Below are 18,174 nucleotides of genomic sequence, written 5' to 3'. Positions count from 1 at the left end.
AACAATTTACAGCAATAATGTTCTATAAAAATTATAAAGAAATAACACCTTCTATTTCTCCTACCTCTTTGTATTTATCAATAACGGCCTCAGGAGAAGACATCGTTACTCTTATAGAAATACTAGTGTATGTACCTTTACTAGAAACCTTATTTTCTATAATGGCTCCTAGTCCATCAAAAATTTTAGAAATCTTATCCACCTTTTCAGGTAAAGAAGGAACTATAAATTTATACATATATTTTGCTGGCCAGACACTAGTATCAGCTAGTTGATCTTTCAGCTTTTTGTAAAATGCGTCAGAATTATTTGCGTCCATAATTTAAATATGTACAAATATAAGTCATCATATAACGCTGCACTAAAATTGAATTTAGTTATTTTGTACTTGTTATGACAGATTGTAAAAGAATATTATTAATAGGTGGACCAGGATCTGGTAAAACCACACTAGTGAATTTTATAGAATCAAGAGGTCTCATCGTACATCACGAAATCTCGAGGCAAGTAACTCTAGAAGCTCAAGAAAAAGGTATTGAACAGTTGTTTTTAACTGATCCATTAGCTTTTAGTAATAGCCTGTTAGAGGGAAGAATAAACCAGTTTAAAAATGCCGCTTTTGGTGTAAATTACTATGATCGTGGTATACCAGATGTACCTGCTTATCATGTATTTACTGGTGACCCTATACCACAAAATTATATAGCTGCATGTAAAAAATACAAGTATGATGTAGTGTTTCATTTACCTCCATGGAAGGAGATATATCAATCTGATAATGAACGCTATGAAACTTTTGAACAGGCCCAACAAATCAGCGATATATTAGTTAATTATTATAAGAATTTTAATTATCAACCTATCGATGTGCCGCAAGGCAGCATAGAAGAACGTTTTCAATTTATACAAGATCATCTCACCTCTTGAATAAGGAAGCAAAAAACATATTAAAAAGTACTTTTGGCTTTGATGATTATAGACCACAGCAAGAGGCGATTATAAATGCCGTTATTGATGGTCATGACGTGATGGCTCTTTTACCTACAGGTGGTGGAAAATCTTTATGTTATCAAATTCCCGGATTAGTGCGCCCTGGTATTTGCATCGTGATATCGCCACTAGTAGCATTGATAAAAGACCAAGTTAATGCCTTAAAGAAAAAAGGAATTAAAGCTACAGGTATTACTGGTGGAATCAGTTACAAAGAATTAGATGACATATTAGACAATTGTATTTATGGCCAGTATCAATTTTTATATTTAAGTCCAGAAAGATTACAGCAAAACCTCGTTCAAGAACGTATTTCAAAAATGCGTATTTCTCTTATCGCTGTTGATGAGGCCCATTGTGTTAGTCAATGGGGACATGATTTTAGACCAGCATATAGAGATATAAACATCATACGGTCACTGCATAAAGAGGCTCCAATAATTGCTGTAACTGCAACAGCTACTAAAACTGTTCAAGAAGATATTATCAAAACGCTAGAGTTACAGGATGTACAGGTTTACAGAAACAGCTATTTGAGACCCAATATATCTTATCAAATCACTAATACTACTGATAAGAACAACTCCTTTATAAATTTTTATAAACAGCATACCGGCAGTTCTGTAACTTACGTACGTAGTAGAAAAAATGCTATTGAGTATTCTAGGTTACTAACTACTAATGGAATATCATCTGGATTTTTTCATGGTGGTTTACCTAATAAAATTAAGGTAGACACAGCGCGACGATGGATGAAAAATCAAACCCAAGTTATTGTTGCCACTAACGCCTTTGGAATGGGAATCGATAAGCCAGATGTGCGCACCGTTACACACCTACAACTACCTGATAGTATAGAAAGTTATTACCAAGAAACAGGACGTGCAGGACGAGATGGCAAAGATAGTATTGCTCAATTTTTTTACAATATCAACGATATCAATCATGCGCAAAATCAATTCATCAAATCTTTACCTACTGTAGATAATATCAAGTTTGTTTATCGCAAACTCAACAATTACCTGCGCATCGCGATGCATGAAGGAGAAAATACAACTCATCAATTAAGCTTTTCAGATTTTGCTCGCACCTACTCCATTAATGGAATGATGTGCTATAATGCATTATTAACGCTCGATCGTTTTAGTGTAATTAGTCTTTCACAAAGCTATCATAGAAGGTCTAATATACGCTTTCGCGAAAGCGGAAAAAACATCATAGATTTTCTAGGAAATCATAAAGATATGAATGCCATAGTTCAAGCCATACTGCGCACCTATGGAAGTAGTACTTATCAAAATCTAGAAATTAATACTTCTATCATCGCTTTACGCAGTAATACAAATGAACAAAAAGTAATTGAAACACTTCAAAAACTAGAAGCACAAGAATTGATAGAAGCAAACATTATTGATGCAGACACACAAATTACCTTCTTAGAACCGCGTGATGATGATCGCACCATCAATAGATTTTCTAAAGAACTTGCTCAACAAAATGAGGTTAAAAAGAAAAAATTAGAACAAATGTTCTATTTAATATCTCAAAACTTAAAATGTATTAACGTTCTTATTTTAAGATACTTTGGTGAGGAAACTCAACCATGTGGCAATTGTTCTGTATGTAAAAAAGAAACACCTAAGGTTAGTTTAAAAGATAAAATAAAAGAAGTTCTTATAAAAAAGGATTTAAACAGCTCCGATATCGCATCTTTGCTGCCTCAAACAGATAAAAATAGTATTGTAGAAGCCCTACGCTTGTTATTAGAACTGGGAAAGGTTTCTCTTCAAAAAAACCAAAAATACCACTGGAATGGATAAAACTTTTAAAATAGTGTTTTTTGGCACGCCTGAATTTGCAACAGGCGTATTAGAAACGCTATATAATTCCCATCATCAAATTGTTGCCGTGGTCACTGCTGTAGATAAACCAGCTGGACGCGGTAGAAAATTAAATGAAAGTCACGTTAAGCAATTTGCTATACAAAATGACATACCTGTTTTACAACCTAATAATTTAAAATCACCTGAGTTTATTGAAGAATTAAGAAGTTATAAAGCAGATTTACAGGTTATTGTTGCTTTTAGAATGTTGCCTAAGGTTGTATGGAGCATGCCCGCTCTAGGAACTTTTAATCTACATGCTAGCCTTTTACCTGAATATAGAGGTGCTGCTCCTATTAATTGGGCGATTATTAATCAGGAGTCACAATCTGGAGTCACTACATTTTTTATTGATGAGAAAATAGATACTGGTGCCATTATCGATCAACAAAGTTGTGATATAGAAGAAAATGAGACCGTAGGGACTCTATATAAAAAGCTTATGGATATGGGAAGTACCTTATCACTACAAACAGTTAATAATATAGCTACAGGACAGATTACAACACAAATACAACCTATGAGCGATAAGCTTAAAGAGGCTCCTAAACTTAATGCGACAAATACAACGATAGACTGGAATAAAACGACTAAAGCTGTTGATGCTATGGTTAGAGGATTATATCCATTTCCCGTTGCAAAGGCAGTTTTAATTCAAGATAAAAATGAAACTATAAAGATTTATAAAACGACAGTAGAATTAAAAAATCATAAAATGAAACCTGGCAGTATAGTCATTGAAGATGATGTATTTAAGGTGGCATGTACCGATGGTTTTTTAATCATAGATGAAATGCAATTACCTAATAAAAAAAGAATGGATGTAAAAAGTCTATTGAATGGATATAAGTTCAGCGCTGACGCTAGATTCCACAACGGATTGCTATAAATTTAGCTAAAACGTCTTAACTTATTAACAATCGTCCACTTTTATAAACAAATTTTATCATTTATCGCTCTAATCCTTGTGTGGTAGCATAATCCGTATAAATTTGTTGCACGTTTTAGTTTAACCAACATTAATTTAATTTCAATTATGAACAAAACAGATTTAATCGAAGGAATGGCAGAGCACGCTGGTATTTCAAAAGCAGCAGCTAAAAAAGCATTAGAATCTTTCTTAGGTAACGTAGAAAAGTGTCTTAAGAAAGGTGATAGAGTATCATTAGTAGGATTCGGATCTTTCTCAGTTTCTAAAAGAGCTGCACGTGAAGGTAGAAACCCACAAACTGGAAAAACTATCAAAATCGCTGCTAAAAAAGTAGTGAAATTCAAAGCAGGTAGTGATTTACAGAAAGCTGTAAACTAATTACCTCTTTTTAAAATGTATTAACCCGATTCTGAAAAGAATCGGGTTTTTCTTTGTCTTAAAATTTTTAAAAAGCATAATTCTTAAAAATTATCACTAACAGCATAGTTGTTTTTCAAAATTATTATTTAAGTTTAAGAATAATTAATCAATGAAAATAACAGAGCTACATAAAGGAAGTCTACTGGTCTCAGAACCTAATATAATAGGTGATGAATCATTTTCAAGGTCAGTGGTACTTCTAACAGAGTATGATGACAATGGAATTGTAGGTTTTATATTAAATAAACCTTTACAGTTCACACTTAATGATTTAATTCCTGAGATAGGACTAGAACTGCCTGTCTTTCAAGGTGGTCCCGTAGAAATGGATAATTTATATTTTCTACACTCTATTCCTGATCTTATTCCTAATTCACATCTAATCGCTGACAATATCTATTGGGGTGGTGATTTTCAAAGAGTCCATCAACTTATAAGCGATGATAAAATCACTGGCGAAGAAATAAAATTTTTCTTAGGCTATTCTGGTTGGCATAAAGATCAGCTGCTACAAGAGATTAATGAGCACTCCTGGATAATAAAACCTAACACATCATCAGATCTTATTTTATCTGATGAAATACATGGGCTATGGAAAAAAGAAATGCTAGAATTAGGTGGTAGTTATAAGTTGTGGTCGAATGCACCTGAAAACCCTTCTTATAATTAATTAAAAATTTATCATTAAATATTTCAAGTAATTCTGTTGCTAATACACGATTAAATTCTTTTTTCCTGTATTTGTCTACGCTTTGTATACCCTTAACAACGTTGGTAGTGAAAATTTCATCTGCTCGCTGTAGTTCAAATGGGGATAATGTTTCTTCTTTAACATCATAATCAAGCATGCGCTTTAACTGTTGTATAACTTGTTCTCTCATTAAACCATTAAGGCAACCATCTAATACAGGCGGTGTTTTCACCTTATTCCCTGTTCTTACAAAAACATTACCAGAAATACCTTCAGTAATCATTTTCTTTTCATTGACTAAAAACAATTCTTCATAATCGTTATCTAAGGCATAACGACCAGCTAGAACATTCACTATTTTATTAGTCGACTTAATAGTATTTAATAATCCTGATAGGACGTAGTGGTCTTTAAACAGCTCTGCAGTGCGGTTTATATCATTCTGGTAAGATCCATCCAGTTTTGAAGAATGTATGCTGTAATGCACTCCATTATTTAAAGGAGAATATAAACCACCTGTTTGACGCCATACAGTGAATCTTATTCTCGCGTGTCCGGTATTGAGTTGGTTATGATTCAATAAATTTATAACAGACTCTTCTATAAACTCTGGTGTAAACGTATCAGGTATATCCATTCTCAATATGCGCATACCAGACATAAGTCTAAAATAATGAGCCTCAAATAGAAGAGGTTGCCCATTGAAACATCTTATTGTCTCAAAAATACCATCTCCATAAAAGGTTCCTCTATTATTATAAGCTATAGTAGCATTATCACTAGATTTTAACTCTCCGTCAATATTAATCATAAAAAAAGCCCTGTTTAATTCAGGGCTCAAAATTAGGTATAGAAATTAGGTTTAACTAGAACCTAGTACTTTTTTTAACTCTCCAATTTGATTTTCCCAAAACATTTTTTGATCCTCTACCTCATCTTCATCATCTCCAAAATCAGTTATCATTAAAGAAACATCCTTTGTAATCTCATCCACTTGAATACTCATTTCAAAGAATTTTTTTGTATCCTCATCATAATCCCATTGAAAACGTGCTCTTTCTTCACTTACTCGTTTAACAATTTTTGCTTTTTCTTCAGATCCATCCCATATAAATCTAAAGTACTCTCCTCTACTATTTACGTTATCTGCAAACCACTCTGACATTCCAGAAGGTGTTGCTATGTATTGATATAATAAAGCTGGCGATACATGAATAGGAAACTCCAGGTTAAATTTGATTGGTTCTTGCATGAGATAATTACTTTGATGGCAATATAGTAGATTAATCCTGAAAAGAAAAAATCAATTTCAGAAAAATATTAAGAGAATTAGATTTGGTTGGAATAAAGAAATAAGTATATATTTGCAGCCGCTTAGGCAAGTTTGCTTAACACGGCGTGGTAGCTCAGCTGGTTAGAGCGCAGCACTCATAATGCTGAGGTCGGCGGATCGTGCCCGCCCCACGCTACAAAAGTCCTCTTTTTAAGAGGACTTTTTTTATTTTCTAGTAGTACCTCTTTCTAGTAAAGTTGTTTTTAAAGTATGAATACGAGTCACTTGCACCTCATCTTTATTCTTCATTAAATTAAAAATTCTAGTAAAAGTCTTTTTACCTAATTCCTTAGAATGTTGATCTACTACAGTCAATTGTGGATAAGAATACTTTGCCATTGTACTATTAGAATAACATATTATTTGTAATTCCTCAGGCACTTTAATATTTAATTCTTTTGTCTTATTAAGAGCCATAATCCCAGAGCGTTGATCTAGTGCTATAATTGCATCAGTTTTATTAGCTTTAAGAGTCTTTTCCATCTTTTGCATAAAAAGCTGGTCATCATCTTCTAAAACATATTCTAATTTTAAATCTGGACAGTTATCAACCTTTAACTTTATTCCTTGCTCTCTCAATTGTCCTACACTCAATTTACTTATAGTAGAGGCTACACATAAACTACGATCTCCTTTTTTCTTTAAGAAATCGACTAATCTAGATCCAGATGCGGCATCATCAACTATTATTTTATCACAATCTAGATCATCTATAACACGATCAAACATGACTAGTTTTAAACCAGAATTGAGAATATCATTATAATGGTCATATTGATTAAGCTCTTGAGTTTCCATGGAAGCGGCAATGATGAAACCATCTACGGCGCCATTAGAGAACATTTCTACATAATCACGCTCCTTTACATAAGACTCATTAGAAATACATATTACAATCTTGTAATTATGTTGAGAGGCCTCTTCCTCTATACCCATCAATACTTGTCCAAAAAAATCATTAACGATTTCAGGAAGTACCACAGCTATCGTTCTAGTTTCTCTATTTCTTAAAGAAGCCGCAGCCGTATTAGGCCTGTACCCCATTAATTTAGCTAGTTCTTTAACACGTACTTTAGTTTCTATGCTTATTTCGGCACTGTCTTTTAAGGCTTTAGAGACTGTAGATGTAGAAAGTTGTAATTTTTCTGCAAGTACTTTTAAGGTAGGCTTTTGATTCATATTGCTTATTCTAAAAAGTAAAGATAGGATTAAAAGACTAAATTTTTCAAGAACGCTTTCGCGAAAGCGTAAGGAATAAGCTATTTAGAATTAACTAAAGTTAATTATATCGATTAAATACATTAAAAATAGGTTGTTTGACGATTTTTAGGATGAAATACTAAATTTCATCGCTATACTACATTAATTTTACTGCACCCGAAAAATTAATTGTAGACGATTATGAAAAATTTTACCTTCCTAAATTGTAAAACTTTCTTATTAAGTGCTTTACTATTCTTCACGACGCTATTATCAGTAGCACAAACTAGTGAAGTAATAGTAACTGTTAACTGGCCAGCCTGGTCTGGCGAAAATTATTTACGTGTATATGATCCTAGCGGCACTACCCTATTAAATTTATGTAACCCTGCAAGTTGTTATACTGGTACAAACACTAGTTACAATACATCAGTAAACATGGGTTGTTTAACTGATGCTAATAATTATAGTATTAGAATGTACGATAGGTATGGCGATCAATGGAATGGTACTGGAGCAAATGTAACTATCACTTCTGGTGGTAATGTAGTATTGAGTACTAACCATGGTGGTGGTGCCAGTTCTACAGCTAATTTTGATGTATATGGTGGTGGATCTGCTTGTGTATCGGGTCCTCAAGAAATAGATATATACGGTAATGGTAGTTTAATAAGTGATAATGATACAACACCAGACACGATTGATGGAACTGATTTAGGTATTATAGAAGGTACTGGAACATTAAGTTCTGTATTTACCATTACTAATTCTGGAAGTAATGATTTAATCTTAACTGGATCTCCTAGGGTAGAAATTACAGGTGTTAACGCTGCAGATTTCTCTGTTGTAACACAGCCTAATGCAACCATTACAGGAGGATCATCTGAAAGTTTTACAATTAATTTTAGCAGAGCAACTGCTGGAACAAGTAACGCGACTATTACTATAATAAGTAATGACAGTGATGAAGGAACCTATAATTTTAATATCACAGCTCAATCTGTAGCTCCTCAATACACTATGTATTATGAGAACTTTGATAATGGAGCTGCTGGTTGGACATCTAATACAGGGTCATTTAAATGGACACTAGGTACAACTTTTGAAAAAGGTGAAGGTGATTACTGGTATACCGATAATTTTAATAATTACCCTAACAATGCTGAGGCTGTATTAACTAGTCCTACGATATCAACATTAGGATATACTAATTTAAAGTTTTGGATAGACTTCAGAACAAATACTGCTGATACTGAAGATGGAATGCGTGTAGAGTATAGTGCAAATGGTGGTACTACCTGGAGTACTTTAGGTGCTGTAGGTAGTGGAGATAACTGGTACAATGGTAGTGATGTTGATGGAATAGCAAATAACGCTCACGCTTGGGTAGGTGATAATTCTGCTTTAGATTCTAGTCTAAGCCGATTTGAAGAAGCTTCTCACGAATTACCTGTTGTTTTATATAATAATCCATTAGTAAGATTTAGAGTAAGATTTGAATCTGATAATAATGGACAACGAGATGATGGAGTCTTAATTGATAATGTTATCATTACTGGTTCTCCTCTAGCCTTACCTATGGCTGCTGATGGTCCTGCAGATGTGAGCGATAACCTTACTTTATGGTTAAGATCTCAAGATATACCACAAACAGATGGTAGTTTACTTACTAACTGGAACGATATGGCGATAGGTAATCACGCAACTGAAATTGCGTCTGATGCTCCAACTTTTGCAAATAATGTTGCCCAAAACATCAATTTTAATCCTACTGTTAACTTTGACCGTTCTCAACAACAACATATGAGAGGTAAAGGTGGTTTTAACTCTAATGATTATTGGGTTGTTGTAAGAAGTAGCATTGATATGACTAATTCTCTTGCAGGTGAAACCATGTTAATAGGTGCAAAATATGCGCCTGTCAATCCTGCAAAAGATCCTTCAGGATTAGGTTGGGGACCAGTTTCTGCGAGATATACTAATGAAGTGCTTGCTCACAGTGTAGGAACTGTTTCTGAAAATGATGCAAATAGTGGTTATGGTCGCGCTTTTTCTGACGCTTCAAGATCCTTTGATGATGTACATATTATTAATGTAAAGAATAATCCAACAAATAATCAAACAGAAATATACCTTAATGGTCGAAAAATTGATAATTCCACTGGTCAAACAACTATAAGCAATCAAACTTTAAATTTTGAAGGGTTCTCAAATAAGCCTTTCTATCTAGGAGCAGGTAGATATCAATTAAATGGCCTTCCTTTTGAAACACATTTAGACGGTCAGATAACTGAGGTTTTCAGTTACAGAGATAAACTGAATGCTGCAGTACAGCAACGTATCTATTCTTACCTAGCGATTAAAAATGGGGTATCACTTCATAATCCTGCAAGTACGTTAGATGACCATAGAGCAGACTGGGATTATCTGAACAGTGATAATAATATCATATGGGACTATAGTAATAATACTAATTATAACTATGATGTAGCTGCGATAGGTAGAGATGATAATTCTGACTTGAATCAAAAGCAATCTAAAAGTGAAAACTCTACATCTATCGTTGCAATAGGTCTTGACAAAGTTGAAGATTTAGGAACAGATAATTTAAATACTTTTTTAAACGACAAGGACTTTCTTGTATGGGGTCATAATGGACAGGATTTAAATGCATATTCCACTACACTAGATTATGATCTAGGTATAGTAAATGCAGTTGAGACCAACATTACTAGAATTAACCGTATTTGGAAAATCAAAGAGGTTGCAACAAATGAGATCACTAAAACTGAAGTTAGAATATCAACATCTGATTTTAGTGGTTTACCAGCATTAACTAATGACAGTAAATATGTACTAATCGTTGCAGATGATGAAAACTTTGCAACTAATCTAGAAACAGCATTTTTTAAGGAAGATGGCGCATATCAAAGAGCTAAATATGATTTTGATGGAACTAAATACTTTTCTATAGGGATAACTTATGTAAAACAAGAAGAGCGTAGTATTTCATTTGATGGTATAGATGATCACATCGAAATCCCAGAGTCTGACGGTTTAGGTGGTAGATTTACATGCTCTGTATGGATTTATAGTGAAGGAGCTAACAGCACTAGCTCTAATAAAACAATTGTTGCAAAAAGAACAGGTAACTCTGGTTTTCAAATGTATTTAAGACCAGACAATAGAGTTGCTGTATGGTGGAATAATAGTGGTGCGCAAGAAATTATTTCAAATACGTCAGTTGCAGATAATGCCTGGAGACATATTGCAGTTACTTATAATGGAACTGATGTCACTTTATATATTGATGGTGTAATTGATAATACAGCATCTTTAGTTCCTCCTACTGCAGATTCTAATACTCTAAGCATAGGCGCAAGATTTGAAGATGAAAGTAATGTCATAGAGCATTGGAAAGGTGAACTAGATGAAATAAGAATGTGGAACATTCCACTAACGACGGATCAGATCAGATTTATCATGAACCAAGAGTTAGAAAATAACTCTGACCTTGTAAATGGAACAATCATTCCTTATACCGTTTCTAAAAATGAAATAGCCTCACTAGACTGGGATGAGCTTAATGCTTATTACAGTATGAATAGCTTTATTGGTACAGCTCTTAACGATGAGTCTGTAAATGAAGGATATGGTCGTATGGCAAACGAAAACTTTTTTGAACTTAAAAGTCAAACAGCTCCACTACCATATGAATCAAATGGTAATGGTACATGGGAAGACCAAAGCTCTTGGGAAAATGGAAATAAACAATTCACTCCAGGTAGTTACAGAAATATCAATGGGGCAACAGTAAAAATAGATTGGAACATTGTTAGATCTAATCATGACCTAGACATTTTGAATACAGACATTGCTTTACTAGGTTTAATGTCACAATCTGGTCAAATTAATGTTGATAATGATCACGGACTTACCATAACACATTATCTAGAACTAGATGGTATTATAGATTTAATAGGAGAATCTCAATTAATTCAAACAGAGGATAGTGACCTAGTAGCTACTAGTGCAGGACACTTAGAAAGAGATCAACAAGGAACTGCAGATAAATTTAACTACAATTACTGGACATCACCAGTAAGTAGAATCAGTAATACTACTAACAATGATGGTTTCAGTATAGCAGGTGTACTTAAAGACGGTACTTATGTTAACAATCCTCGTGACTTAAACTTTACTAACTATAACACACGTGATGGTGCAGCAGGAACCGCTAGTACAGCTGCTACTATTTCTACTAGATGGTTGTATAAATATGGTAATCAAACAGGTGGTCAGTATTCTAACTGGCAACTAGTCGATCAAAACACAAACCTTAGTCCTGGTGAAGGCTGGACCATGAAAGGTACCGGTGCTGGTGGAACTGCAGATGAGCAAAACTATGTTTTTGTAGGTAAGCCTAATAATGGTGATATCGATTTACCTATCAATAATGGTAACGACTATCTAGTAGGTAATCCATATCCTAGCGCACTAGATGCACACGAGTTTATTAATGATAATCCTAACATTGACGGTACTGTTTACTTCTGGGAACATTGGGGTGGTAACTCTCACCAGTTACAACAATATCAAGGTGGATATGCCATGTACAATCTTTCTGGTGGATTGGGTAACGCTACATATGGTACCTCTCACCCATCAGTTAATCAAGGTGGAATTGCTACAAAAGAACCAGGACGTTTTATTCCTGTAGCTCAAGGATTCTTTGTGTCAGGAATATCTAACGGTACAGTAAAATTCCGTAATGATCAACGTCAATTTGTAAAAGAGTCTTCTGGTAACAGTATTTTTGTTGCTGCACCAGGCAGTAACGCAAACAATAATCCATTTTCTGGATATAATACTCAAGGTGATCTTAGACCTAAGTTTAGATTTGGTTTTGATTCTCCTAGTGTTATTCACAGACAACTATTATTAACTATTGATCCTAATGCGAGTACTGCATTTGATAGAGGTTTTGACGGTCATCAATATGATACTCAAACTGACGACATGTCTTTTAAAGTAGGAAACAACAATTTAAACATTCAAGGTATAGATCAAATTTCTCAAAGCACAATCCTACCACTTAATGTTAAAATAGGAACTACAGGTGTTATCACTATAAAAATTGATGAATTAGAGAATGTAGATCCTTCTCAAGGTATATACCTTAAAGATAGTGTTACTAACACCTTCCATGATTTAAGAGCTAGTGATTATACTAGTCCACAATTATGGGCAGGAAACTACAATGACAGATTTTTTATTGTCTTTGACAATCCTACAACACTTAGTAACGATGATGTAGTTTTAAATGAAGATGATCTAATTATTTACACTCCTCAAGGACTACAAAGCCTTAATATCAAAAAAGGAGTTGAAATGACTATCGATTCTATTTCATTAACTAATATGTTAGGACAACAAGTTAAGACTTGGTCTGTATCAGATCAAAACGGTATCATAACTGTACCTACAGATCAAATTGCAAGCGGTAATTATATCGTTTCTATGGAAACTAACTACGGTACTCAGTCTAGAAAAGTCATTATCCAATAATCTCAACACTATCAACATAATCCGTGATTCAGACTAATTACAGTTTGAATCATGGAATTTGTTCTATCACGCTTTCGCGAAAGCGTATAATAAAAAATCTCCCCATACTTTGAACCTTACAGAAATGAAATTAAATTTAATAACACTAATATGCATACTATTCATAACAAATGTTAAAGCAATAGATATAAGTTTTAATAACGATATAATCGATTCTAAGATGTACACTGTCCCAGACATATCGATTATATCTAATAATGTAGAGATTTTAGATGGAACAACTACTACAAGTACCACTAATAATACAAATTTTGGATCTATAGAAGGTCCTGAAAGAATTTATCAAAGATTCACAATTAGTAATGTCGGTACTGAACAATTGATAATGACTGGAAGTAATCCAGTCACTTTTTCTGGTACTGGTGGAGCATATTATGATGTGGTTGAACAACCAACTGGAATCATTCCTAGTGGTGGTAGTTTAAGCTTTTTTGCATACGTATCAAGACCTACACCTGGAACAAGTTCTGCGACATGTACAATAACTTCAAACGATCCAGATGAGGCAACTTATACATTTGAGGTTACTTCAACTTCTACGCCAAAAAGAAATACATTTTTTTATGAAAATTTTGATTCTGGAGCAAATGGTTGGACTAGTACTGGAACCAACCTTAATTGGACTTTAGGCACTACTTTTGAAAAAGGTGAAGGTTTATACTTCTATACTAATACTTTTAATAATTATCCTAGTAATTCACGAGCAACATTAGAAAGTCCAACAATTTCTACATTAGGCTATACAGATATGGAGTTTCAGTTAGACTTTAGAACTAATACTAATGATGCGAATGATGGAATGCGAGTAGAATACAGTGCAAATAATGGTGTAACATGGAATGTATTAGGTGCTCAAAACTCTGGTGTTAACTGGTATAATGGTAATAATGTAGATGCGCTCTCTAATAATTCCCACGGTTGGGTAGGTGATAATTCTACTCTTGGAAGTAATGATAGTAGGTTTGAAAATGCTTCAAATATATTACCTACTATTCTTAATAATAATGCATTAGTCAAATTCAGAATCGTATTTGCATCAGATGCTGATAGCACTAGAGATGATGGTGTTTTAATAGATAATATTATTATAAGAGGTGTACCTATGGTTGCTCCCACTGCACCTGATGGTCCTGCAAACGTAAGTGACGATTTATCCTTATGGCTTAGAGCTACGGATATCACAAGTTCTAATGGTACACAACTTTTAAGTTGGGAAGATATGGCCTTAGATAACGATGCTAAGGAAGCTGCTGCAAATGCTCCATTTTATGTCAATAATATTGATAAAAATGTAAACTTCAATCCTGCTGTTGATTTTGACAGAGCTACACAACAACATATGAAAGGAAAAGGTGGATTTAATTCAAATGATTATTGGATTGTAGTAAAATCTACTTTAGATATTAGTAATTCAAACGCGGGAGAAACGATGGTGTTAAGTGCAAAGGTATCAGGGATAAATCCTGCTAAAGACCCGTCTGGATTAGGTTGGGGACCAGTATCTGCACGTTATTCAAATGAGGTACTTGCCCACAGTGTAGAAACAGTTCCTACAAACTTGACTAATAATTATGAAGGTTATGGAAGAGCATATAGTGATCCATCGAGAAGATTTAACGATGTAAATATTATTAATGTAAAAAATGATCCATTAAATAAAACTACTGAAATTTATATTAATGGTAGAAAAGTAGATAATGCTACTGGAGTTACTTCTTCAAGTGGTGAAACATTACTTTTCAATGGATTTTTAGACAAACCATACTATTTAGGAGCTGGAAGGTATCAGTTGAATGGACTTCCTTTTGAAACGCACCTCAATGGCCAGATTACAGAAGTCTTCAGTTATTCAGATAGATTATTAGTAAGTGATCAGCAAAAAGTTTACTCTTATTTAGCTATTAAAAATGGTATATCATTACATCAAGCATCTAGTACTTTAGATGATCATCAAGCAGATTGGGACTATATAGATAGTAGTGATAACCTTATCTGGGATTATAGCTCAAATGCTACGTATAATTATGATGTGGCAGCTATAGGAAGAGATGATAATTCTGAGTTAAACCAAAAACAATCAAAAAGCGAAAACTCTACATCGATTGTCGCTATAGGTTTAGGGATTGTTGAAGACCTAGGAACAGATAATCCTAATAATTTTAATACAGATAAGGAGTTTTTAATTTGGGGACATAACGGTGCAGATACAAACACTAGCCCTACTCCTGTCACATATCAAGTCGGTCTTACTAACACAGTAACTACCTCAACTGATAAAATGAATCGCGTCTGGAAAATTAAGGAAGTCAATTCAGATATTCCTACGGTAGAGTTAAGAGTTCATAAAAATGATCTGAGCAATTTACCTACTCTTACAAATGAAATGGAATACGTTTTACTTGTAGCAGATGATGAAAATTTTAATACAAACTACAAAACTATATTTTTTGAAGAAGATGGAGACTATTACAGAGTCAAAAATGACTTTGATGGTATACAGTTCTTTAGTATAGGAACAGCTACTAAAGTTTATACTTCTAGAGGAATGATTTTTGACGGATCTGACGATCATTTAAATGTTGAAAAAGGTGTTAATTTAAATAGCAATTTTACTATTTCTGCTTGGGTCAATAGTTATGGTAATAATGACCGTAATAATGCGAAAACTATTTTATCAAAAAGGCAAGGTAGTTCTGGTTACCACTTTTACTTAAATAGGTCTAATAAATTAATCATGTGGTGGAATAATGGCTCTAACCAAAGTTTAACAAGCAATACCGCATTAACAAATAATGTATGGAGACATGTCGCCGTTACTTATGATGGAACTTTAAAATTATACATTGATGGTGTTCTAGATAATGAAGTAACAAGAACTGCCCCTATTGCTAATTCAAATCTATTTAGTATTGGTGCTCGTAGAAATAATAACGGTTCCCTAAATAATGAATGGAAAGGTGGACTAGATGAATTGAGAATATGGAATCAAACTTTGACAGAATCACAAATAAGATATATCATGAATCAAGAAATTCAAGATATATCTAGTCAAGTTCAAGGAGAAATTTTACCTACAACAGTTACTAAGAATGAAGTCGTAACTATTGATTGGGATCAATTAACGGCTTACTATGATTTAAATAGTTATATAGGTACAGCTCTTAATGATAATTCAATCAATAAAGGATACGCTCAACTATATGATAGAGATCGTTTCTCAATGGATCTCCAAAAGGCACCACTACCCTACGTATCATCCTCTAACAACGATTGGGAAGATATCAATTCATGGGAAAATGGATCAGAACTTTATACACCTGGAAGCTTTAGAAATATTAATGGAGCTACGGTAAAAATTGATTGGAACATCGTAAAAACAAATCACGAGCTAGATATCAATAATACAGATGTTACCTTATTAGGTTTAATGGTTGAGTCAGATCAAATTAATGTCAATAATAATCATGGACTAACTGTAACGCATCACTTATTATTAGATGGAACTATTGATTTAAAGGGTGAATCTCAATTAATTCAAAATACAAATAGTGATTTAGTAGCTACTAGTACTGGGAAAATTGAAAGAGACCAACAAGGTACATCAGATAAGTTTAGTTACAACTACTGGTCTTCTCCAGTAAGCTTAATAAATGCTAGCAGTATCAATACTGATTTCTCAATTAGTGATGTTCTTAAAGATGGTACTCTTGTAGATACTCCTAGAGATTTAAATTGGACATCTACAGCTGTAAGAGATGGTCTGCCAGGTAATGCTACCACAGCTGCGACAATATCTGGTAGATGGTTATATAAATATTCTAACCTACTTGCTGGACAATACTCCAACTGGACCTATTTAGGACCTAATGGAACTTTAAAAGCTGGTGAAGGATGGACCATGAAAGGCACTGGAGCTTCTACTAGTGATCAAAACTATGTATTTGTAGGTAAGCCTAATAATGGAGATATCGATCTTACTGTTTTTGATGGCAATATCTATTTAGTGGGGAATCCTTATCCTAGTGCCCTTGATGCACATGAATTTATTAATGATAATCCAGATTTAGATGGGACCATATATCTATGGGAACATTGGGGTGGCAATTCTCATCAACTACAGCTGTATCAAGGTGGATATGCAATGTACAATCTATCTGGTGGACTAGGTAATGCTACAATAGGTACATCTCACCCATCTGTTAATCAAGGTGGTATTGCTGTAAAACAGCCAGAGAGATTTATTCCCGTCGCACAAGGCTTTTTTGTAACAGGTATATCTAATGGTAGTATACGTTTTAGAAATGATCAAAGACAATTTGTTACAGAAGCTTCTGGTAACAGCATATTTGTAGCAGCACCAGGAAGTAATGCAAATAACAATGCATTCTCTGATTATAATACAACAGCAGACCTAAGGCCTAAGTTCAGATTCGGATTTGATTCTCCTAATCTTATTCATAGACAATTATTACTTACAATAGATCCTAATGCTAGCGCTGGCTTTGATAGAGCTTTTGATGGTTACCAATATGATCCACAAATTGATGATATGTCTTTCAACTTAAATAATGAAGAGTTAAATATACAAGCTATAGATCAAGTAGATATTACTACCGTTTTACCACTTCATATTAAAGTAGGTACTACTGGTACTATTACAATAAAAATTGATGAACTTAAAAATGTGGATACCTCACTTGATATTTATCTTAAAGATGCACTTCATAACACCTATCATAATTTAAGAAATGCTAATTATGTAAGTGATCCACTTGCAGTAGGAGATTATAATGATAGATTTTCTATTGTGTTTAACGACCCAACAACACTAAGTAACGACAATAATCCTTTGACTGAAAACGATATCATACTATTCACTCCTTCTGGACAACAATCATTGCACATTAAAAAAGGAATTCAAATGGATATAGATACCGTGATATTTACTAACATGTTAGGACAAGAAGTTAAGTCATGGGATGTCAGTGAACAACAAGGAATAATCAAGATACCAGTAGAACAAATAGCTACAGGAAACTATATAGTAACCATGCAAACTAGTTATGGACCTCAAATAAGGAAGGTAATTATAAAGTAA

Annotated in this window: 11 protein-coding genes and 1 tRNA gene; 8 read left to right on the top strand and 4 right to left on the bottom strand. The window is 33.8% G+C overall.

Going from position 1 to position 18,174, the window contains the following annotated elements; translation table 11 throughout:
• Positions 1 to 31 precede the first annotated feature (31 nt).
• Entirely contained in the window at positions 32 to 319 is a 288-nt protein-coding gene (locus BST92_RS12950; protein WP_211292500.1) for a DUF493 family protein, read from the bottom strand.
• 74 nt (positions 320 to 393) lie between these two features.
• On the opposite strand from BST92_RS12950, the gene BST92_RS12945 reads away from it, so the two are divergent.
• The 5 genes from BST92_RS12945 to BST92_RS12925 all read left to right on the top strand — a co-directional run bounded on the left by BST92_RS12945 (position 394) and on the right by BST92_RS12925 (position 4,894).
• Complete coding sequence (locus tag BST92_RS12945) at positions 394 to 927, top strand: AAA family ATPase (protein ID WP_105071830.1); 534 nt, start codon at positions 394 to 396, stop codon at positions 925 to 927.
• Positions 924 to 2,810, top strand: coding sequence for a RecQ family ATP-dependent DNA helicase (locus tag BST92_RS12940; RefSeq protein WP_105071829.1), 1,887 nt, complete (start codon positions 924 to 926; stop codon positions 2,808 to 2,810). The genes BST92_RS12945 and BST92_RS12940 overlap by 4 nt, the downstream gene beginning before the upstream one ends.
• A complete protein-coding gene (gene fmt / locus BST92_RS12935; RefSeq protein WP_105071828.1) occupies positions 2,803 to 3,762 on the top strand; it encodes a methionyl-tRNA formyltransferase in 960 nt (319 codons plus the stop codon). Before BST92_RS12940 ends, fmt begins: the two co-directional genes overlap by 8 nt.
• A gap of 147 nt (positions 3,763 to 3,909) precedes the next feature.
• Entirely contained in the window at positions 3,910 to 4,182 is a 273-nt protein-coding gene (locus BST92_RS12930; RefSeq protein WP_036585005.1) for an HU family DNA-binding protein, read from the top strand.
• A 151-nt stretch (positions 4,183 to 4,333) separates the two neighbouring features.
• Complete coding sequence (locus tag BST92_RS12925; protein WP_105071827.1) at positions 4,334 to 4,894, top strand: YqgE/AlgH family protein; 561 nt, start codon at positions 4,334 to 4,336, stop codon at positions 4,892 to 4,894.
• Here BST92_RS12925 and BST92_RS12920 read toward each other — a convergent pair.
• The gene (locus BST92_RS12920) at positions 4,788 to 5,726 is read right to left on the bottom strand and encodes an aminotransferase class IV (protein ID WP_105071826.1); all 939 of its coding nucleotides are present in this window, start codon (positions 5,724 to 5,726) and stop codon (positions 4,788 to 4,790) included. The genes BST92_RS12925 and BST92_RS12920 overlap by 107 nt on opposite strands.
• A gap of 51 nt (positions 5,727 to 5,777) precedes the next feature.
• Complete coding sequence (locus BST92_RS12915) at positions 5,778 to 6,167, bottom strand: START-like domain-containing protein (protein ID WP_105071825.1); 390 nt, start codon at positions 6,165 to 6,167, stop codon at positions 5,778 to 5,780.
• 143 nt (positions 6,168 to 6,310) lie between these two features.
• Between BST92_RS12915 and BST92_RS12910 the strand changes: the two genes are divergently transcribed.
• A tRNA-Met gene (locus BST92_RS12910) sits at positions 6,311 to 6,384 on the top strand.
• A gap of 29 nt (positions 6,385 to 6,413) precedes the next feature.
• Here BST92_RS12910 and BST92_RS12905 read toward each other — a convergent pair.
• Positions 6,414 to 7,427, bottom strand: a complete 1,014-nt coding sequence (locus BST92_RS12905; protein WP_105071824.1) for a LacI family DNA-binding transcriptional regulator — start codon at positions 7,425 to 7,427, stop codon at positions 6,414 to 6,416.
• A 222-nt stretch (positions 7,428 to 7,649) separates the two neighbouring features.
• On the opposite strand from BST92_RS12905, the gene BST92_RS12900 reads away from it, so the two are divergent.
• Positions 7,650 to 13,016 (top strand): DUF8202 domain-containing protein, encoded by a 5,367-nt coding sequence (locus BST92_RS12900; RefSeq protein WP_105071823.1) that lies wholly within the window; start codon positions 7,650 to 7,652, stop codon positions 13,014 to 13,016.
• Positions 13,017 to 13,140: 124 nt separating this feature from the next.
• Positions 13,141 to 18,174: a DUF8202 domain-containing protein gene (locus BST92_RS12895; protein WP_105071822.1), complete on the top strand. Its 5,034-nt coding sequence runs from the start codon at positions 13,141 to 13,143 to the stop codon at positions 18,172 to 18,174.

Source organism: Nonlabens arenilitoris (genome assembly GCF_002954765.1).
GTDB classification, from domain to species: Bacteria; Bacteroidota; Bacteroidia; order Flavobacteriales; family Flavobacteriaceae; genus Nonlabens; species Nonlabens arenilitoris.
Note: the sequence above shows the minus strand (reverse complement) of the source record. Positions and strands in the feature narration are given on the sequence as shown.